This is a genomic window from Microbacterium trichothecenolyticum (genome assembly GCF_000956465.1).
GTDB lineage: Bacteria > Actinomycetota > Actinomycetes > Actinomycetales > Microbacteriaceae > Microbacterium > Microbacterium trichothecenolyticum.
This window is the reverse complement of sequence record NZ_JYJA01000027.1, coordinates 76,561-95,398: the sequence shown is the minus strand read 5'-3', so window position 1 is coordinate 95,398 and position 18,838 is coordinate 76,561. Positions and strand designations below refer to the sequence as shown.

Here is an 18,838-nt window from a genome sequence, read left to right as displayed (position 1 = left end):
CTCGACCGGCCCGAACGTCACCGGCGGCACCGCCTCCGCCACGGAGGCGGTGCCGCCGGCATCCGCGAGCCTGTCGCGCCGTGGCGTCCTCGGTCTCGCGCTCGGTGCCGGCGCCGCCGGCCTCGCGCTCGGCGCCGGCGCGGGTGCGACGGCGGGGGTCGCCGTCGGGCGTGCGCGCGAACAGGATGCTGCGGCATCCGTCTACGACTTCTTCGGCGCCCATCAGGCCGGCATCACCACTCCCGTGCAGGACCACCTGCACTTCGCGGCGTTCGACATGATGGCGCGCACCGATCGAGACGACCTCGTCACGCTCCTGCAGGACTGGTCGTATGCGGCGGCGCGCATGACGCAGGGGCTCGACGTCAGCGCGACGGGCGCCGTCGGCGGGTCTCCCGAGGCACCGCCGGACGACACCGGCGAGGCCCTGGGTCTGGCGGCGAGCGGCCTCACGATCACGTTCGGCTTCGGCCCCACCCTCTTCGAGAACGACGGTGAGGACCGCTACGGCCTCGCCGCCATGCGGCCGGCGCAGCTCGAGAAGCTCCCGGCGTTCCTCGGCGACGACCTCGACCCCGCCCACTCGGGCGGCGACCTCTGCATCCAGGCGTGTGCCGACGACCCCCAGGTCGCGGTGCACGCGATCCGCAACCTCAGCCGCATCGCGTTCGGCCGGGCCCGCTTGCGCTGGTCGCAGCTCGGCTTCGGACGCACGTCGCGCACGACGGCGGCGCAGTCGACGCCGCGCAACCTCTTCGGCTTCAAGGACGGAACCGCGAACGTCCTCGCGACCGACCAGGCCGCCCTCGACGACCACGTCTGGGTCGCGGCATCCGATGAGCCGGCGTGGATGGCGGGCGGCTCGTACCTGGTCGCACGCAAGATCGCGATGCTCATCGAGACGTGGGACCGCGTGCGCCTGTCCGAGCAGGAGGCGATCATCGGCCGCACCAAGGGCGCCGGCGCCCCGCTCTCGGGCGGCGATGAGTTCACCGAGCCGGACTTCCACGCGACCGGCGCCGATGGCGAGCCGGCGATCCCCGTCACGAGCCACATGCGCCTCGCCCACCCCGAGCTCAACGACGGCAACCGGATCCTCCGCCGCGGCTACAACTTCGTCGACGGCAACAACGAGCTCGGTCGTCTGGACGCTGGCCTCTTCTTCCTGTCGTACCAGCGCTCGCCCGAGCAGTTCGTGACGCTCCAGCGCGCGCTGTCGACCGACACGATGAACGAGTACATCCGCCACGTGGGCTCGGGCCTGTGGGCGATTCCGTCGGGCGCGGCGCCCGGCTCGTACGTCGGGGCGGCACTCTTCGCATGATCTGACGCCCGTTGCGACCGAGACCGTCGTCCGGCGTGCTGGACGCATGACGCGTCCCCCGCGCAGCGTGCTGGTCAACAACGCGGGCATCAGCGAGCTCGGCGCGACGGCCGCGATGCCGGTGGGTGGCCGGGCCGGCGTCCTGCCCGGCCATCCGCGGTTCTCAGGGGGTGGGCCGGTTCATGTCCGGGATGGTGATGGGGGTGGTCGTGCCCGATGCGCCGCGGTTCAGGAAGGCCATCGCGATGCCGCGCAGCAGCTGGTCGAACAGGTAGAAGTTCGCCGGCATGAGCGGAAGGAGCCCCTCGCGGAACGCGATGTAGCTCGGCCAGCCGACCCGGATCGTGGCGGCCGACACGTAGTCGCGGGGGAGGCCGAGCCAGTCGCCGATCTCGTTGCCGAGCTGATAGCGGACGAACTCGTTGAGGAAGCCGCGCGTCACGCCGAGATCGACCTGCGCAGTGAGGCCGAGGAGGGTCTCGGCGAGCTCCTGGCCCTCGGGCGTCCACGCCAGCTTGGGCGTCAGGATCTGCGCGGCCTGGGCGTGCGCGGCGTCCCAGGTCGCGGGGATGTACTCGTCGCGGACGCCGAGGAAGTGCAGTGCGACCTGCCACGAGTGCAGGAAGGCGTCCTGGTCGGCCGTCGACATCGGCACCCGCCACTCCTTGAGCTTCTTGTGCGCGAAGGTGCCGGTGCTGTGGAAGGTGACGAGGATGTCGTGGTTGCTGATGGGGATCTGCTCGTCGTGACCGCTCTGCTGCCAGTGCGGCGACTGCGGCAGGAGATGGCGGACGGCGGAGTGCACCATGCGCGTCTTGTTCGACGTCACCATGAACTCGCCGGTCGTCTCGAACGCGTTGATATCGCTCAGGTCGTAGCCGAAGCTGAACGTCTTCGCCGCGCGGTCCTGCATGTCGGCGCCGCCCTTGGAGTGGTACACCGACCGCGCCTCGCGCGGGATGACGGTGCTCATGATGCCGCCGCCGATCCCGTAGATCATGAAGAGGTAGGTGTCCTTGCGGCGGTTGAAGTCCGCCGCGCGGCGCAGCTTGGTCCGGTCGGCCCAGGACGGCAGCTGGGTCGAGCCCTGGAGGAAGCCCGCCAGCTCCGGCGGGAGGCCGGTGGGCACCGGCTGCCAGTTGTTGACCCAGGGCAGGATCGCGTCGTTGATCGCGGCGGTCTGACCACTGGAGATGACGGAAGCCATGATGCGGTCGAGGTCGTCGTCCCACACCCACTGCGGATCGACGCCGGAGCCGGTGCCGAGCACCGACCCCGCGGGCGACCACGACCAGGCCGCTTTGGGGATGGCGACGCCGGCGAGACCGAGCGCGGCCCCCAGCGTCAGGACGGAGCGTCTGGTCATTTCGGGCATGGGGGTACCTGCTTCCCGACGGGGGACGGATCCCGCCCGGCGACATCCTCGACGCCGGTTCCCGCGTGTCGATCCATCCAGGACGAATGTGATTCGCCGTTAACATATGTGGTACGCGCGCGCCGCACAACCCCCTGATGTCCAGGGGTTTCGCAACGGAGTCAGCCGTTCTGGCGCGGATCGGGTCGGGGCATCCGCGGTTCCTCCCGCGGCCGCCGCGATCCGGTGGGATCGTTGCGCCGTCCTTCTCGGCGGGCGAGGGCGCGATCGGCGAACAGCCACGTCGGACGCGGCTCGACCAGCGGGCGGAAGATGCGGCGCACGGGTTTCGTCGCGAGTCCGAGGGCGATCAGCACGGATCCGACGATCACGAGAGGCAGCCACAGCCACGTCGGCTCCGCGTTGCGCAGCAGGCCGTTCTCGCGGAACGGGTAGAGCACGAACGAGTGCAGCAGGTAGACGTACATCGTGTACTGGCCGAAGTGCGTCCACCAGTGCGTGCTGCGCGGCACGAGCGCGAAGAACGCCGTCGACAGCACGACCGCGACGACCATCAGCGCGAGGCGCACGCCGCCCGCCCACCACTGCGTGCCGCCGATCGAGGCGTAGTTCTCGTCGTAGAACAGCCACTCGCGCAGGTTCATCGCGCGCCAGTCGTCGACGAAGAACCATGCCGCCCAGCCTGCGACGGCGAACAGTCCGAGCCCGCCGGCGAGCACCCACCAGGGCCGACGGTCCAGGAGTCGAAGGCGCGCCACGATGTCGTGCTCGCGCAGCCACCAGCCGAGCGTGAAGAACGGCAGGAGGCCGAGCGTGCGCGACAGCGAGAACGTCGAGCCGATGTTGGGCAGGTATCCCGCTCCGATCGAGATCACGACGGTCCACAGCAGCGGCCAGCGCAGCAGGGCGAGGTAGGGGAGCACGACGCGGAAGATGCCGAGCGCCAGCAGGAACCACAGCGTCCAGGAGGGCTGGGTGATGTTCGGGTTCGCCTGCCCCTCGACGATCCACTTGGTCAGGGTCCACAGCCCCTCGAACACGAGGTAGGGCACCAGGATGTCGGTGATGACGCGTGCCATCTGCGTCTTGGTCGGGGTATCGGACTTCGAGAAGTAGCCCGAGATGATCGCGAACGCCGGCATGTGGAACGCGTAGATGACGAGGTACAGGCCCAGCGCGATGTCGGAGTCGTACGTCAGCCGCTGCACGGCGTGGCCGAGCACCACGAACACGATGCACGCGAAGCGTGCGTTGTCCCAGAACGGCGTGCGCCGCCGCGGACGGGCGACGGATCCCGTCGGGGTGGGGGTCGTCGCGGTGGGCGGAACGCTGCTGCCGGTCATCGTCACCTCTCGCCGGGGCGCAGACCAGACTAGCCGCGTGCGCCGCTCGGCGCTCTCGCTTGACACCGAGTCCCGCACTGGCTGAATCTGAGTGCGAGCGTGCCGACCACGGTCGCCGGGAGGGATTCACCGATGTCGGATGCTGCGACCCAGGCGGGTTCGACAGGCCCGGCGACCACCCGCCCCGTCGTGACGGTGAGCACCGGGGTCGTCCGCGGCACCCGGGACGGTGGGCTCGACCGCTTCCTCGGCATCCCGTACGCCGCCCCGCCGGTGGGCGAGCGCCGCTTCCGCGCTCCCGAGCCTGCCGCGACCTGGGCGGGGGAGCGGGATGCCTCGGCTTTCGGACCGACCGCGCCGCAGCGCCCGTACAGTCCGGCGATCGCGAAGTACCTCGCGTCCGTCGAGGTGCCCGGCGACGACATCCTCACCGTGAACGTGTGGACGCCCGCCGATCGAGCACCGGACACAGCTCTGCCGGTGCTGGTGTTCGTGCACGGCGGCGCGCTGACGCGCGGCACGACCGCGCTTCCCACCTACGACGGCGAGCGCTTCGCGCGGCACGGCATCGTGTACGTGTCGATCCAGTACCGGCTCGGCCAGGAGGGCTTCGCGGTGCTCGACGACGTGCCGCAGAACCTCGGCGTGCTGGACCAGGAGCTCGCGCTGCGCTGGGTGCGCCGCGAGATCGCCGCGTTCGGCGGCGACCCGGCCCGCGTCACCGTGATGGGACATTCGGCCGGCGCCAACACGCTGACCGCACTGCTGGCGCTGCCGCACGCGAAGGAGCTGTTCGACCGGGCGATCCTGCAGTCCGGGCCGCTCGAGGCGCGGCCGCCCGAGAAGGCGGGCCGCATGACGCGCGAGATCGCCAAGCGACTGAAGATCGCCGCCACCCGTGCGGGATTCTCCGGCGTCCCCGCGGACGAGCTCGTCGCACAGCAGACCGCGCTGGCTGCGGGCGGCTCTCCGCTCGGCGGCGGGCCGACGGTCGCGCTGGCGATCGGTGGCGAGGCCGTGCCCCGCAGCCCGCTCGATGCCCTGCTCGCGGGCGCGGGTCGGGGCATCCCGGTCCTCATCGGCTCCACCAGCGAGGAGTATCGTCTGTGGCTCGTCCCGTCGGGGGCGGTCGACAAGGCGAGCTGGCTCACGGTGACGGTCGCCCGGTTGGCCGCCCGCGTGCCGGCGCGCATCGTGCGGGCTCACCGCGCTCGCCGCCCGGGCGCGAAACCGGGTGAGGTGCTGGGCGAGGTGATCGGCGACATCCTGCTGCGCGGCCCGATCACGCGGTTCGCCGACAGTCGGGTCGGGTCGACGGGCTCGCCGACGTGGGTGTACGAGTTCCGGTGGCGGAGCCCGGTCGACGGGCTCGGCGCCGCGCACGTCATGGAGCTCGGGTTCGTGTTCGACCGGCTCACCGAGCCCGACGCGATCGGCATCGGGGGTCCGGACGGGCCCCAGACCCTCGCCGACGCGATGCATCGGGCGTGGGTGTCGTTCGTGGTCGACGGCGATCCGGGCTGGGAGGCATGGTCGGCGCGGCGGCCGGTACAGGCGTTCGATGCCGACGGCGGGCACATCGACTACGCGCCGCGGCAGAACGAGCTCGACGGCCTTCCCGAGGGGTAGTCTCGCAGGCGCGATGACGACGATCGACGACGCGCTGCAGCGCGACCAGGCCATTGCCGACCTCGACTGGCATGTGTTCCCCGGCGGGACCGAGCGCGACGTGTTCCGCGCCCCCAGCGGGGGTCTTGCGCGGATGCGCCTCGGTGAGCACGACGCGCCGAGAGTCGTGCTCGTCCCGGGCGTGGCCGGCTCGAAGGAGGACTTCGTCCTGCTGTTCCCGCTGCTCGCCGCCGCCGGCTACCGCGTCGAGTCGTACGACATCGCCGGTCACTACGAGTCGGCCGAAGCCGGGCCGCGCCATCTCGATCCACCACGGGACTCCTACGACTACGCGCTGTTCGTCGACGATCTCATCGCGATCCTCGAGGACGGCGGCCCCGCCCACGTGCTCGGCTACAGCTTCGCGGGCCTGGTCACCGAGCTCGCGCTCGTCGAGCGTCCCGACCTCTTCCGGAGCCTCACGCTCATGGCCGCGCCGCCCGCGACCGGCCAGGTCTTCCGCGGCGTGAAGCACATCGGGCCGATCTCCGACATGTCGCCGCACCGCGCAGCGGGTCTCATCCTCTGGGGCATCCGCTACAACCTCAACCGCACGCCACCGGGTCGCATCGCCTTCGTCCGCGAGCGTCTCGGCGTGACACGGCGCGCCTGCATCGACGACGTGGTCGGGCTCATGATGTCGACGCCCGACTTCGCCGACGCCGTCGCGGCGGTCGACATCCCGAAGCTGATCGCCGTCGGTGACCAGGACCTCTGGCCGCAGGCGCAGCACGATGCCTACGCCGCGCGCATCGGCGCCCGCGTCGCGACGTACCCGACCGGTCACGCGCCCTGCGAGACCGCGCCGCACCAGCTCGCGCGCGACATGCTGCGACTCTTCGCCGACGCACGGTGAGGAGGAGGATGCCGCGGCCCGCGGCATCCGTCCCCCTTCACTCACTTGATCGAGCCCCGTGTGACGCCCGAGATCACCCAGCGCTGGCTGAAGATGTAGACGATGAGCAGCGGCGCCATCGCCATCAGGTACGAGGCGAAGGCCACGGTGTAGTCGGTGTTGAACTGGCCCTGGAACACGTACTGCGCGAGCGACAGCGTCCGCGCGGACGGTTCGGTCAGCACCACCAGCGGCATGATGAAGTCGTTCCACGCCCACACGCAGGTGATGATGCCGACGGTCGCGTTCATCGGCATGAGGAGCGGGAAGATCACCGACCAGAAGATGCGCCAGGTCGACGCTCCATCGACGCGCGCCGCCTCTTCGAGCTCGATCGGGATCGAGCGGATGTAGGCCGTGTAGATGAAGATGTTCAGCGACAGGCCGTAGATCGTGTAGAGGATGATCATGCCGGCCTGGTTGTCGAGCCCGAGGATCGACGTCTGCTTCACCAGCGGGAGCATGATGATCGGGAACGGGATGAACAGTGCCGCGAGCAGGTAGAAGAACACGCCCTTGAAGAAGGGGCGGTGGATGTTGCGCGCCAGCGCATACGCCACGATCGAGCTGGTCAGCAGCGTGAACACCACGGAGCCGACGGTGATGATCGCCGTGTTCAGGAGCGCCTGCGGGAAGCTCGTGCGCACCCAGGCGTCCGCGAAGTTCTCCCAGCGGATCGGATTCGGAAGCTCGAACCCGGTGCCCTCCGTCAGCTGCTCCGGCGTCTTGAGGGCGACGACGACCGCCAGGTAGAGCGGGATCAGCACGGTGAGCGAGCACACCGCGATGAGCGCCGTCGCCCACCAGTTGGTCTTGCGGGTGTCGTCGTCGGGTTCGCCGCGTCGCTTGCGGCGGTCGTTCGCCGTGACGGCATCGACCTCCTGTTCGAGCTGCGAAGCGGTGTTAGTCATGGTGGTCATCAGAAGTCGGCCTCTCTGCGCTGAAGGACCCGGAATTGGAAGAGCGAGACGACCGTGATCACGATGAAGAAGATCACCGCGTTGGCCGTCTGGTAGGCGAACTCGCCGCCCGAGAAGCCGCCCCGGAAGATGAGCAGCGTCACCGATTCGGTCGACGTGCCCGGTCCGCCGTTGGTGAGGGCGACGATGGGGTCGAAGACCTGCAGGAACCCCTTCAGGCTCAGCACCACGTTGATCGTGAAGAACGCGCCGATGAGCGGGAACGTGATCGAGCGGAACTGCCGCCACGGCGAGGCGCCGTCGAGCGAGGACGCCTCGTAGAGCTCCGTGGGGATCGTCTGCAGCCCCGAGAGGTAGATGATGATCGCGAACGCGCACGCCTGCCAGACGGCCAGGGCCACGATCGCGGTCCACGCCCACGTCTCGTTGGTGAGGATGTTGTCGCGGAACAGCGGGATGCCCGACAGGATCTTCGGCAGCGAGTTCGAGAAGAAGAACTGGAACACGTAGCCGATCACCAGGATCGCCAGGATGTAGGGCACGAAGTAGACGCCGCGCCAGAAGTTGCGCGCCTTGATCTTCGCGTTCAGCCCCAGCGCGATGGCGAGCGAGAACGCGTTCGTGAGGATCGTCGCGACGATCGCGAACAGGAACGAGAACCCGTATGCCTGCAGGACGCGATCGTCCTTGAACAGGTTGAAGTAGTTCGACAGCCCCACGAAGTTCCAGGCGCCGTAGCCGGCGTAGTTCGTGAAGCTGAAGAAGATGCCCACGACGACCGGCAGGGTGTGGAAGGCGGCGAAGGCGATGACCGCCGGCCACACCATCCAGTAGTAGGTCGCGGGGGCGCGGGACGAGTCCGTGCGCGTGCGGGTGGCGCGCTTGCGGGCAGTGCCCGTCGGAGTGGATCGGACGGCCTCGGTGAGGGTGGCCATGTCATTCTCCCGTCACGGGGATCGTGCGGGCGGCCACCTTGGCCCACTCGCGGTCGAGGGTCTGCAGCGCCTTCTCGGCGTCGCCGTCGAACAGGAACTGCTGATCGGTGGGGATGAGGGGGATGGCCGGCGGGATCTGGTGGTCGATGAAGCCGGTGATCCTCCGGTCCTCGAAGAAGGGCCGGACGGACTGGAGCGCCGGATCGTCGCTCAGCTCCGCGCCCTCGACGGAGGGCACCATGTTCTGCGACGCGGCGAACTTCTCGATCACCTCGGGCTGGAACACGTAGTCGATGAAGCGCATCGCCGCGTCGTGCTTGGGGTTGTCCTTTCCGAGCGTGAAGACGACATCGACGCCGGACACGAGCAGGCTCTCGCCGGGCTCATCGGTGGGGTAGGGGAAGATCCCCATCCGGATGTCGGGATTCACCTGCTTGATCGGGTTGGTGGCCCAGATGCCCTGGAGCAGCATCGCCGACTCGCCGCGTGCGAAGGCTGCGTTGCCGTCGTCGTAGGTCTTGCCTCGGTAGCCCTCCTGCATGTAGGAGTACAGCTGGTACTGCCGGTCCATCGCCTCGGCGAAGTCCTTCTCGAACGACACCTCGGAGTCGGGCCCGACCTCGGCGCCCTCCTCCCGCATCTTGTCGAAGAATCCGTTCTGCGAGGGGTACGCGCCGAGCGCGTTCCACGACGGAATCCCGGTCCACGAGTCGGCGAGGGTTCCGTAGAACGGCTGGATGCCGGCTTCCACCAGCGCGTCGCACACCGCGATGAACTCGTCCCACGTCTGCGGGACCTCGAGGCCCTGTTCCTCGAAGATGTCCTGGTTGTAGATGACCCCGTTGGCGTTGTTGACGTAGCCGAGGCCGTTCACCTCGTCGCCGTAGGTGCCGAGGTCGGCGAGGATGTCCTGCACCGCCGGGTTGATCGTGTCGAGCACCGGTTCGTCCGAGAAGTCGTAGAACACGCCCGCCTGTGCGAGCCGGCCGAAGTTGCCGTTGGCGTTGAGCGTGATGACGTCGGGGATGCGGTCCTTCACCAGGAGCGTGCGGATGGCCGTGTCGGCGTCGGCGACCTGGTTCTGCACCACCTTGATGTCGGGGTTCTCTGCCTCGAAGCCCGCGATGATGTCGTTGAAGTCCTCGAGCGCCTCGCCCTTGAACTGGAAGAAGTTCAGGGTCGTGACGGCGTCCGCGGGATTCTGGGCGCAGCCGCCGAGCGCGGCGACTGTCGCGGCGACGGCGACGACCGCGAGCGGCCGGATCCATCGTCGGTGAATGGTTCTCATCGTGCGCCTCCTTGCGCGTGGGGGTTGGGAAAGCGGGTGTTCAGTTCTCGGCGGTGAGCTCGACGACAATCGCCTGCTGCGGGCGCTGCACGGGTGGGCGCACGCCCACTTCGGCCAGTTGCAGGCCGGTCAGCACGGTGTCGGACTCGGCCCACTCGAGGGGGGACTGCCCGGCGTCCTCGCCGTCGCGCACCAGCACGCGAAGGCGGTAGGTGCGTGCGGGGTCGAGCCCCGGCATCCGGATGCGACCCGGCGGGTACGCGGCGGTCGTCGCGGTCTGCACGATCGTGAAGACCGCGGATGCGGCGCCCGCTGCCACCATCCCCCGCACATCGATCCCGGGCTCGGTGCCGTCGACGTGGACGACGCGACCCGACGCGATGAGGGGCCGGAGGCGCTTCGCGAGTGCGACCCACTCCGCGATCTCGGCGCGACGGGCATGGTCGAGGCTGGTCAGGTCCCACTCGATGCCGAAGTGGCCGAACAGGGCCACGGCACCGCTCAGGCCGAGCGAGACCGTGCGCCCCGACGAGTGGACGACGGGGCTCGTCAGATGCATGCCCAGCATCTCGGGCGGCACGACGACGCCCGTGTACTTCTGGTTGTCGAGCCGCTCGAGCGGGTCGAGGCTGTCGCTGGTCCACACGCGGTCGGTGCGGTCCAGGATGCCGAGGTCCACACGGGCTCCGCCCGATGCGCAGCTCTCGATCTCGAGGCCGGGGTGTGCCGCCTTCAGCTCGTCGAGCAGGCGGTAGACCGCGAGCGTGTGCTCGTGCACGCGCGCGCTCCCGGCCGGTCCGCTCGCGGCGTCCACCAGATCGCGGTTGTGGTCCCACTTGAGGTAGGCGATGGGGTACTCGTCCAGCAGGGCGTGCAGGCGGGCGGCGATGTGGGCGTACGCCTCGGGGTGCGAGAGGTCGAGCACCTGCTGCTGTCGTGCGGACGGCGGCAGCGACATCCGTCCCCGCAGGATCCAGTCCGGATGCCGGCGCGCGAGGTCGCTGTCGGGGTTCACCATCTCGGGCTCGACCCAGAGGCCGAACTCCATCCCGAGCGCGTGCACGTGGTCGGCGAGCGGATGCAGGCCCTCGGGCCACACGTCGCCGTCGACGGTCCAGTCGCCGAGACCGGCGGTGTCGTCGCGACGACCCTCGAACCAGCCGTCATCGAGGACGAAGCGCTCGACGCCGACGGATGCCGCGGCATCGGCGAGGGCCGTGAGCCGCTCGAGGGAGTGATCGAAGTAGACCGCCTCCCACGTGTTCAGCGTCACGGGGCGCGGGCGCCGCGGGTGCTGGGGGCGCGCACGCCACTCGTCGTGGAAGCGTGCCGAGAGCTCGGTCAGGCCGTCGCCCCACGAACCGATCGCCCAGGGGGAGCTGTAGGCGGCGCCGGACGCGAGCACGACCTCGCCGGGCAGCAGCAGCTCGCCGCCCGCGAGGAGCGCATCGCCCGTGGTCGTGCGCTCGGCGGTGACCCGATGGTTGCCGCTCCATGCGACGTGGATGCCGTGCACCCGCCCACGCTCGAAGCCGAACCCCGGCCGACCGGCGGCGAGCAGGATCGCCGAGTCGGCGCCGGTGCGGCCGCGACGGCTCTCGCGGACGTGGGAGCCGGTGCCCAGCGTGCGCCGCTGCGGTGAGCGCTCGCGCAGGTGATGGCCCGTCGTGTCGAAGATCTCGGTGGCGTCCCAGGGGAGGGGGAACGTGGGCTGGGCCGACTGCAGCGTGTAGGGCGTCGGGCCGGTGTTGCGCACGGTGACGCGCTGGTGGAACAGGCCGCTCGGGCCGATCCGCAGTTCCACGCGCACGGCGAGGCCTGCCTCGGCGTCGGCGAGGGCGATGCTCGCGCGGTGCTCGCCTGCCTGCACATCGGCGAGCGCGAGACGGATGCTCAGCCCGGAGCCCTCACGGTGCCCCTCGAGGCCCGGGGTTGCGAACCAGCCCTCCGCGCCGGTGGGCACCAGCGTCAGCGCCGGGGTCGCGTCGAGACCGCCCGACACGCGCTGTGCCCGCGCGGCGACGGCGAGCGAGCCGAGCGTGGCGGGCGCGGAGTCTTCGAGCGCCGCGCCCCAATGCACGATCGCCGGTGCCGGCGCGGCGTCCAGGTCGACGAGGACGCTCGTTCCTCCCCGGAGGAGATGCAGAACGCGAGGATCCGGGGCAGGGACGGTGTGCTCGGCGGCGAGCAGCCTGTCGGTGCTGTGCATAGAGTTAGTTCTATCACGGAAGTAATAAGCGAACAAGAGGGGAGTTCGAACTGTTTCAAACGTCTCTGGGCGGGGTATTCGTGCCAGAATGAAAGCATTTCGCGCCGGAGGGGGGATTGTCGACGATGCTGACGGACAGCGAGCGAGCACTCGCCCGAGCTGTGCTCATCCACGGCCCGATCGCGCGCAGTGCGCTCACGCGCAGGCTGGGGCTGTCGCCGGCGAGCCTGACCCGACTCGCCAAGCCGTTCCTCGATCGCGGATATCTGGTCGAACTCGACGATCTCGCCGACGGGTCGGTCGGACGGCCGGTGCGCCCGCTCGACGTCGCACCGGGCCTCGGGCGCTTCGCCGGCGTCAAGGTCACCGGCGACGCGATCGAGGTGGTCGTCACCGACGTGCGTGCGGGGCTGCTCGCGCAGCGCACGGTGCCGCTCGACACGCATGAGCCCGTGCTGGTCGCCGCGCGGATCGCCGACGCGATCCGCGCACTCGACAGCGATGCCCTCGTCGGGGTCGGGGTCGCGCTCGGCGGGGCTGTCGACGGCGGCATCGTGCGCTACGCGCCGTTCCTCGAGTGGGAGGACGTCGCGTTCGCATCGCTTCTCGAGCAGGATCTCGGCGTTCCGGTCGCACTCGAGAACGACCTCGTCGCGCTCGCCGAGGCGGAGCGCTGGTTCGGGCTCGGACGAGGCATCTCGGGCTTCGTCGTCCTCACGATCGGCGCGGGTGTCGGCTACGGCCTCGTCGTGGGGGGCGAGGTCGTGCGCACCGCGGAGGCGGGACTGGGCCTGGGCGGCCACATCCCGCTCAGCGACACCGGTCCGCTCTGCCAGGCCGGCCATCGCGGCTGTTCGCAGGCGATGCTCACGTCAGGGTCGATCGCCGCGCAGGTGTCCGCGGCGCTGCAGCGCCCGGTGTCCTACGACGAGGTGCTCGCGCTCGCCGCGGCAGGTGAGCCTGCAGCCGTGATGGTGGTCGACGCTGCAGCCGACGCGCTCGGCCGGTTCATCGCGCTCGCGGCGAATCTCACCTTCCAGGCCGCCGTGGTGCTCGCCGGCGAGGGGATCGGACTCTTCGCGATCGCAGAGGAGCGCGTGCGGGCCGCGATCTCCGCAGGCAGGGATCCGCGGGCGGAGCCCGTGCGGCTCTTCGTCGACGACTCCGGCTTCACCGCGTGGGCTCGCGGCGCCGCCGCCGTCGCGATCCAGTCGGCCGTCGACCGGCTGCGGCTCGACTGAACGCCGGTGCCATGGGGGCGGCACGGGCCGCGGCATCCGTTTCGGAATAATCTTGGTGAGCACACGTTCTACGAGATACATTCATTTGCATAGATTCGTCCGACGGAGAACCCGCACGGCGAAGGAGCGGAGAAGCGATCGTGAGCGAGAGCACCACGTGGTCGGGAATGCAGTTCGGCATCTTCACGGTGAGCGACATCACCCAGGACCCGACCGACGGCACCACGCCCAGTGAGGCGGAGCGGATCAAGGCGACCCTGAAGATCGCCAAGCACGCCGAGGACGTGGGCCTCGACGTCTTCGCGCTCGGCGAGCACCACAACCCGCCGTTCTGGTCGTCGTCGCCGACCACGACGCTGGCGTACATCGCGGCGCAGACCGAGCGCCTCATCCTCTCGACCGCCACGACGCTCATCACCACGAACGACCCGGTGAAGATCGCCGAGGACTACGCGATGCTGCAGCACGTGTCGGACGGCCGCGCCGACCTGATGATCGGCCGCGGCAACACCGGCCCGGTGTACCCGTGGTTCGGCAAGGACATCCGCCAGGGCCTGCCCCTCGCGATCGAGAACTACAACCTGCTGCACCGCCTCTGGCGGGAGGACGTCGTGGACTGGGAGGGGCAGTTCCGCACGCCGCTGCAGGGATTCACCTCGACACCGCGTCCCCTCGACGGCGTCGCGCCGTTCGTGTGGCACGGCTCGATCCGCACCCCCGAGATCGCGGAGCAGGCGGCGTACTACGGTGACGGCTTCTTCGCGAACAACATCTTCTGGCCCAAGGAGCACTACCAGCGCCTGATCCAGCTGTACCGTCAGCGCTTCGCGCACTACGGGCACGGCACGCCCGAGCAGGCGATCGTCGGCCTCGGTGGACAGGTCTTCATGGCCGCGAACTCGCAGGACGCGGTGAAGCAGTTCCGCCCGTACTTCGACAACGCGCCGGTCTACGGTCACGGCCCGTCGCTCGAGGACTTCAGCGAGATGACGCCGCTCACGGTGGGGTCGCCCCAGCAGGTGATCGACCGATACGCCGCTATGCGCGAGACCTACGGCGACTACCAGCGCCAGCTGTTCCTCATGGACCACGCCGGCCTGCCCCTCAAGACCGTGCTCGAGCAGCTCGACATCCTCGGCGGCGAAGTGGTCCCGGTGCTGCGCAAGGAGCTGCAGAAGAACCGTCCGGCGGACGTTCCGGATGCCCCGACCCACGCCAACCTCGTGACCGCGAAGTACGGCGACGAGGCGCCGCGCCAGGCCGTTCCCGGCGCGAACCGCGGCGACAACCTCGTGGGCTCGAGCCCCTACGCCGACACCCCCGCCCCCGCGGGCGCGGCGTTCGGTCTCAGCCGGAAGGAGGCATGACATGACCAGCTCCGCACGCCGCATCGCGGTGATCTCGGCCGGTCTGTCGAACCCGTCGTCGACCCGCATGCTCGCCGACCGGCTCGCCGCAGCGACCGCGAAGCAGCTCTCCGAGCGCGGCATCGAGGTCGAGGTCGATGTGTTCGAGCTGCGCGACCACGCGCACGACATCACGAACAACCTCCTCACGGGGTTCGCGCCTCCGGCGCTCGAATCGGTGATCAACGCCGTCGTGTCGGCCGACGCGGTCATCGCGGTCACGCCGATCTTCTCGACGAGCTACTCGGGACTGTTCAAGTCATTCATCGACGTGCTCGACCCCGACGCCCTCACGGGCAAGCCCGTGCTGATCGGCGCGAACGCGGGCACCGCCCGCCACTCGCTCGCGATCGACTACGCGATCCGGCCGCTGTTCACGTACCTGCACGCCGAGCCGGTCTCGACCGGAGTGTTCGCCGCGTCCAGCGACTGGGGTGCCTCGGCCGACAACGTGGCCCCGCTGGGTGAGCGCATCGACCGCGGCGCCCGGGAGCTCGCCGACGCCATCGCGCGTCGGGAGCCGGCCTCCGACTCCGATCCGTTCGACCCCGCCAACTACCTCGGCGAAGGACGCTCGTTCGGCCACCTGCTGGGCGGTCTCGCGGGGGAGTAGCCCTCAGCCGAGAACGAGATCCTCCGGTTCGCGGAGGGGGCGCCATGCGTCCTCTCCGCGAACCGTCGTGCGGGGGAGCACGTCGGCGGCCACCAGTGGGCCGAGATCGACACCGGTGAGCTCTTCGATGTCGGCGATCGGCACCTGGAACGTGCGGAACGCGCCGAGCACCGGCACCGCGAGCACACCCCGACTCAGGTCGATGAGCTCCGACTGGTCGAGTACGAAGCCCGCGGCCGCGAGCCGCGGCATCCCGTCGTCGTCAGGCGTCACCCACGCGGCGACCTTGAAGAAGCGTCGCGGAACACGGATGCCGCGGTAGGCGGGGTCGTCGGCCTGCAGCACCGGTGCGGTGAAGACGCTGAGTCGCTCGTCGGTCGCCTGCGCGAACGTGAGCACGTGGTCCTCGAGGCCGAGCCACAGCTCCTTCGACTGGTTGAACCCGCTCGCCTGCGGTGCGGCGTTCGGGTACGTGAACGTCGCCTCCGTCGCCCGCCGCGCCTCGGCCGCCGAGCCCCACCCCGGATCGCGTCGGCGCACCAGGTGCCCACGGTCGAGGTCGTTCGAGGCGTAGACAGCGGGCCCCGCCTGCTCGGCGACGGGAACGCGCGGATCGAGCTCCCATTCGCCGGTGCGGGGGAGGTCCTGCAGCGTCGCCCCGTCGATGTTCACGCCGGTCACGACCGCGAGCCGGCGCTGGGGATCGAGGAGCACGGTGAACCGAGGGTAGGTCAGCTCGCGCACCTCGCGCCCATCCACCGGACGCGGGAGGGGGAGCGGGATGCCGAGGAAGCCGTCGTCGTATGCGTCCGAGGTCACGTCTGCCACGTCCCCATCCTTGTCGTCCCCGGCGACATCGCGCGAGGCCGCCTGTTCAGTCATCGCCCGCGGCGCTGCGGTCCCGCAGCCGGCGCGCGAGAACCGCGTCGACGGCGAGCCCGAGGCCGACCGCGAACGCCACCGAGACCACGACCGCCACGACGGGCCCGCCGGGCACGAGCGCCGCCACGACCGCCCCCACGAGGGCCTGGTAGACGGCCCACGCGAGCGCGGCGAGAGCGGCCACGGCGAGGTAGCGCGGCGCCGGCAAGCGCGTCGCACCCGCCGTCAGATTGACCGCGAGTCGCGCGAACGGGATGAACCGCGCAGAGAACAGCACCAGTGCCGCACGGTGCTCCAGGCGCAGCCGCGCCCAGGCGAAGGCGGTCTGCGCCCGCGACGTGCGCATCCAGCGCCAGCGCTGGGGGCCTATCGAGCGCCCCACGAGGTAGCACGCGGCGTCGCCGGTGAGAGCGGCTGCGGCGGCCACGAGCACGATCGCCACGAGCGGGGGCTCGCTCTGCGACACCGCCAGCGCGCCCAGCGCGGTGACGGCGGCCTCGCCGGGGATCACCACCAGGAACGCGTCGCCCAGCACGAGCACGAACAGCAGCGGCAGCGCCCACGCGCTCGACGCCACCGTGGTGAGCAGGTCCTCGAGCATGTCTTCTTGGTACCCGCCCGCGGTGAACGGCGACGGAACGGGGCACGTCCGGTGACCCGCCGCGGTGCATCCGGTGAACTCTTCCGCACGGACGCCGGTTCGCGGCATCCGTCTTCATCCGTCGCGTCACGCTGGAGGCGTGAGAGTCGCACTGCTCGCCGAATCGTTCCTGCCCCACATGAACGGGGTGACGGGATCGGTGCTCCAGGTCCTCCGGCATCTGGCCGCGGAAGGACACGAGACCCTCGTCATCGCCCCGCGCGCCGGTGAGATCACCACCGATCTCCACGGCGCGCGCACCGAGCTGCTGCGCTCGGCGCCACTGCCGTCGTATCCGGAGGTGCGCGTGGTGTTCGCGCGCGCCGCCCGGCTGACGGCGATCCTCCGCGAGTTCCGGCCGGATGTCGTGCACCTGGCGTCGCCGTTCGTGCTCGGCTGGCAGGGCCTCGCGGCCGCCGATGCGCTGCGCGTGCCCTCCGTCGCCGTGTACCAGACCGACGTGGTCGCGTACGCGCAGAAGTACGGGATGCCGCAGGCCGCCGCGCTCGTCGGACGCCACATCGGGCGGCTGCACAGACGGGCGACGCTCACCCTGGCGCCGTCGACCGCGTCGCTGCAGCAGCTCGAGGAGCTCGGCGTGGACCGCCTCCGTCGCTGGGGGCGCGGCGTCGATGCCGAGCGCTTCGGTCCCGAGCGGCGCAGCGACGGCTGGCGCGCGCGCGTCGCGCGGGGCCACGCGATCGTCGGCTACGTCGGCCGCCTCGCGCCCGAGAAGCAGGTCGAGGATCTCGCGGCGCTCGCCGGGCTCCCGGGGACGCGCCTCGTCATCGTCGGTGACGGACCCTCACGACCGGCGCTCGAACGCGCGCTGCCCGACGCCGTCTTCACCGGGCATCTCACCGGACCCGCGCTCGCCGAGGCGCTCGCGAGCTTCGACGTGTTCGTGCACCCCGGCGAGAGCGAGACGTTCGGGCAGACCATCCAGGAGGCGCTCGCCAGCGGCGTGCCCGCCGTGGCGACCGGCGTCGGCGGACCCGTCGACCTGGTGCGATCCTCGGTCGACGGCTGGCTCTACCGGCCCGGAGACCTGGTCGATCTGCGCGCCCGCGTCGCCGATCTCATCGGCGACGACGGCAAGCGCCGTGCGTTCGCCGCCGCGGCCCACGAGTCGGTGCGCGAGCGCACGTGGCACGCCGTCTGCAGCCGCCTGGTCGAGCACTATGACGAGGCACGGATGCTGCGCCCCATCGACGACGCGCAGCCCCAGCGTGCGGCGACCCGGCCGGCGGTTCCGACACCTGCTTCGCGGGGCTCGTGGTCGCGGTTCGTCGCGCTCGGCGACTCGATCACCGAGGGGCTCTGCGACGTCTCGCGCATGCCGACGGGGCAGTACCGCGGGTGGGCGGACCGACTCGCACAGCTGCTCGCGCACGCCGGCCATGCGGGCGAGCCGTTCGGCTACGCCAACCTCGCGGTGCGAAGCCGTCGCGTGCGGCACGTCGTGAGCGAGCAGGTGCCGCAGGCGCTGGCCCTGCGGCCGCAGCTGGTGTCGATCCTCGTCGGCGCCAACGACCTCGTCGGGCGCCGCGTCGACCCGATCGCCGTCGCGTGCGAGCTGGAACAGTCCGTGAGGGAGCTGCGCAGCGCCGGAATCGACGTGCTCCTCGTGACGCCCTTCCTCCCGCGTCGGCGCCCGGCGCGGCTGTTCGCCCGCCGGTTCGCGGTGTTCTCGTCGGAGCTGCGCCGGATCGCCGCGGCCACCGGCGCGGTGCTGCTCGACACCGACGCGTTCCTCGACGCGCGCGGGCTCCCCGCCATCGGCGACCTCGACCTCTGGGCCGACGACAAGGTGCACCTGCGTCCGCGCGGCCACCGGTACCTCGCCTACCGCGCGGCCGAGGCGCTCGGGGTGCCCGACGCCGAAGCGCTCGGTGAGCTCGACGCGAGCCTGCACGCCGACGACGACCGGGTGCTGCCGGGCACGTGGCTGCGCCGGGACGCCCTGCCGTGGGTGTGGCGACGGCTCCAGGGCCGCACGGCCGGCGACGGGCTCGTCGCCAAGCACACGGACTACGTGCTCATCGGCGGACCCGGCGACGTGCATGCTCGCGTGCACGCCGGATGAGGCATCCGCTTCG

The 18,838-nt window shown here is 70.6% G+C and carries 15 protein-coding genes; 7 read left to right on the top strand and 8 right to left on the bottom strand.

From position 1 onward, the window contains the following. The first annotated feature begins 49 nt into the window (after positions 1 to 49). Positions 50 to 1,324, top strand: a complete 1,275-nt coding sequence (gene efeB / locus RS82_RS04835) for an iron uptake transporter deferrochelatase/peroxidase subunit (protein WP_245619518.1) — start codon at positions 50 to 52, stop codon at positions 1,322 to 1,324. A gap of 163 nt (positions 1,325 to 1,487) precedes the next feature. On the opposite strand, the gene RS82_RS04830 is transcribed toward efeB, so the two are convergent. After that, positions 1,488 to 2,690 carry an oxygenase MpaB family protein gene (locus RS82_RS04830; RefSeq protein ID WP_245619515.1) on the bottom strand — a complete coding sequence of 401 codons (1,203 nt, stop codon included), beginning with the start codon at positions 2,688 to 2,690 and terminating at the stop codon, positions 1,488 to 1,490. Positions 2,691 to 2,860: 170 nt separating this feature from the next. Continuing rightward, the gene (locus RS82_RS04825) at positions 2,861 to 4,042 is read right to left on the bottom strand and encodes an acyltransferase family protein (RefSeq protein ID WP_084695461.1); all 1,182 of its coding nucleotides are present in this window, start codon (positions 4,040 to 4,042) and stop codon (positions 2,861 to 2,863) included. Between the two features lie 132 nt (positions 4,043 to 4,174). On the opposite strand from RS82_RS04825, the gene RS82_RS04820 reads away from it, so the two are divergent. After that, positions 4,175 to 5,671, top strand: coding sequence for a carboxylesterase/lipase family protein (locus RS82_RS04820; RefSeq protein WP_084695459.1), 1,497 nt, complete (start codon positions 4,175 to 4,177; stop codon positions 5,669 to 5,671). 13 nt (positions 5,672 to 5,684) lie between these two features. Next, positions 5,685 to 6,566, top strand: a complete 882-nt coding sequence (locus RS82_RS04815; RefSeq protein ID WP_045297322.1) for an alpha/beta fold hydrolase — start codon at positions 5,685 to 5,687, stop codon at positions 6,564 to 6,566. Positions 6,567 to 6,607: 41 nt separating this feature from the next. On the opposite strand, the gene RS82_RS04810 is transcribed toward RS82_RS04815, so the two are convergent. From RS82_RS04810 to RS82_RS04795, 4 genes are read right to left on the bottom strand one after another with little or no spacing between them, the layout of a single operon-like run. Beyond that, positions 6,608 to 7,525, bottom strand: coding sequence for a carbohydrate ABC transporter permease (locus RS82_RS04810; protein ID WP_045297320.1), 918 nt, complete (start codon positions 7,523 to 7,525; stop codon positions 6,608 to 6,610). After that, complete coding sequence (locus RS82_RS04805) at positions 7,525 to 8,460, bottom strand: carbohydrate ABC transporter permease (protein ID WP_045297319.1); 936 nt, start codon at positions 8,458 to 8,460, stop codon at positions 7,525 to 7,527. Before RS82_RS04805 ends, RS82_RS04810 begins: the two co-directional genes overlap by 1 nt. Before the next feature lies 1 nt (position 8,461). Continuing rightward, positions 8,462 to 9,748, bottom strand: a complete 1,287-nt coding sequence (locus tag RS82_RS04800) for an ABC transporter substrate-binding protein (RefSeq protein ID WP_045297318.1) — start codon at positions 9,746 to 9,748, stop codon at positions 8,462 to 8,464. A 40-nt stretch (positions 9,749 to 9,788) separates the two neighbouring features. Then, a complete protein-coding gene (locus RS82_RS04795) occupies positions 9,789 to 11,957 on the bottom strand; it encodes an alpha-galactosidase (RefSeq protein WP_045297317.1) in 2,169 nt (722 codons plus the stop codon). Positions 11,958 to 12,082: 125 nt separating this feature from the next. Here RS82_RS04795 and RS82_RS04790 point away from each other — a divergent pair, with 125 nt between their 5' ends. The 3 genes from RS82_RS04790 to RS82_RS04780 all read left to right on the top strand — a co-directional run bounded on the left by RS82_RS04790 (position 12,083) and on the right by RS82_RS04780 (position 15,217). After that, positions 12,083 to 13,198, top strand: coding sequence for an ROK family transcriptional regulator (locus RS82_RS04790; RefSeq protein WP_045297315.1), 1,116 nt, complete (start codon positions 12,083 to 12,085; stop codon positions 13,196 to 13,198). Between the two features lie 167 nt (positions 13,199 to 13,365). Beyond that, positions 13,366 to 14,565 (top strand): LLM class flavin-dependent oxidoreductase, encoded by a 1,200-nt coding sequence (locus tag RS82_RS04785; protein WP_157005397.1) that lies wholly within the window; start codon positions 13,366 to 13,368, stop codon positions 14,563 to 14,565. A gap of 1 nt (position 14,566) precedes the next feature. Then, the gene (locus RS82_RS04780; protein WP_045297311.1) at positions 14,567 to 15,217 is read left to right on the top strand and encodes an FMN reductase; all 651 of its coding nucleotides are present in this window, start codon (positions 14,567 to 14,569) and stop codon (positions 15,215 to 15,217) included. A gap of 3 nt (positions 15,218 to 15,220) precedes the next feature. Here RS82_RS04780 and RS82_RS04775 read toward each other — a convergent pair whose 3' ends face one another. Beyond that, the gene (locus RS82_RS04775; RefSeq protein WP_425411875.1) at positions 15,221 to 16,036 is read right to left on the bottom strand and encodes a DNA/RNA non-specific endonuclease; all 816 of its coding nucleotides are present in this window, start codon (positions 16,034 to 16,036) and stop codon (positions 15,221 to 15,223) included. Between the two features lie 55 nt (positions 16,037 to 16,091). Next, positions 16,092 to 16,700 carry a DedA family protein gene (locus RS82_RS04770; protein ID WP_045297386.1) on the bottom strand — a complete coding sequence of 203 codons (609 nt, stop codon included), beginning with the start codon at positions 16,698 to 16,700 and terminating at the stop codon, positions 16,092 to 16,094. Positions 16,701 to 16,839: 139 nt separating this feature from the next. Between RS82_RS04770 and RS82_RS04765 the strand changes: the two genes are divergently transcribed. Beyond that, positions 16,840 to 18,825, top strand: a complete 1,986-nt coding sequence (locus tag RS82_RS04765) for a glycosyltransferase (RefSeq protein ID WP_045297305.1) — start codon at positions 16,840 to 16,842, stop codon at positions 18,823 to 18,825. Positions 18,826 to 18,838: the final 13 nt, after the last annotated feature.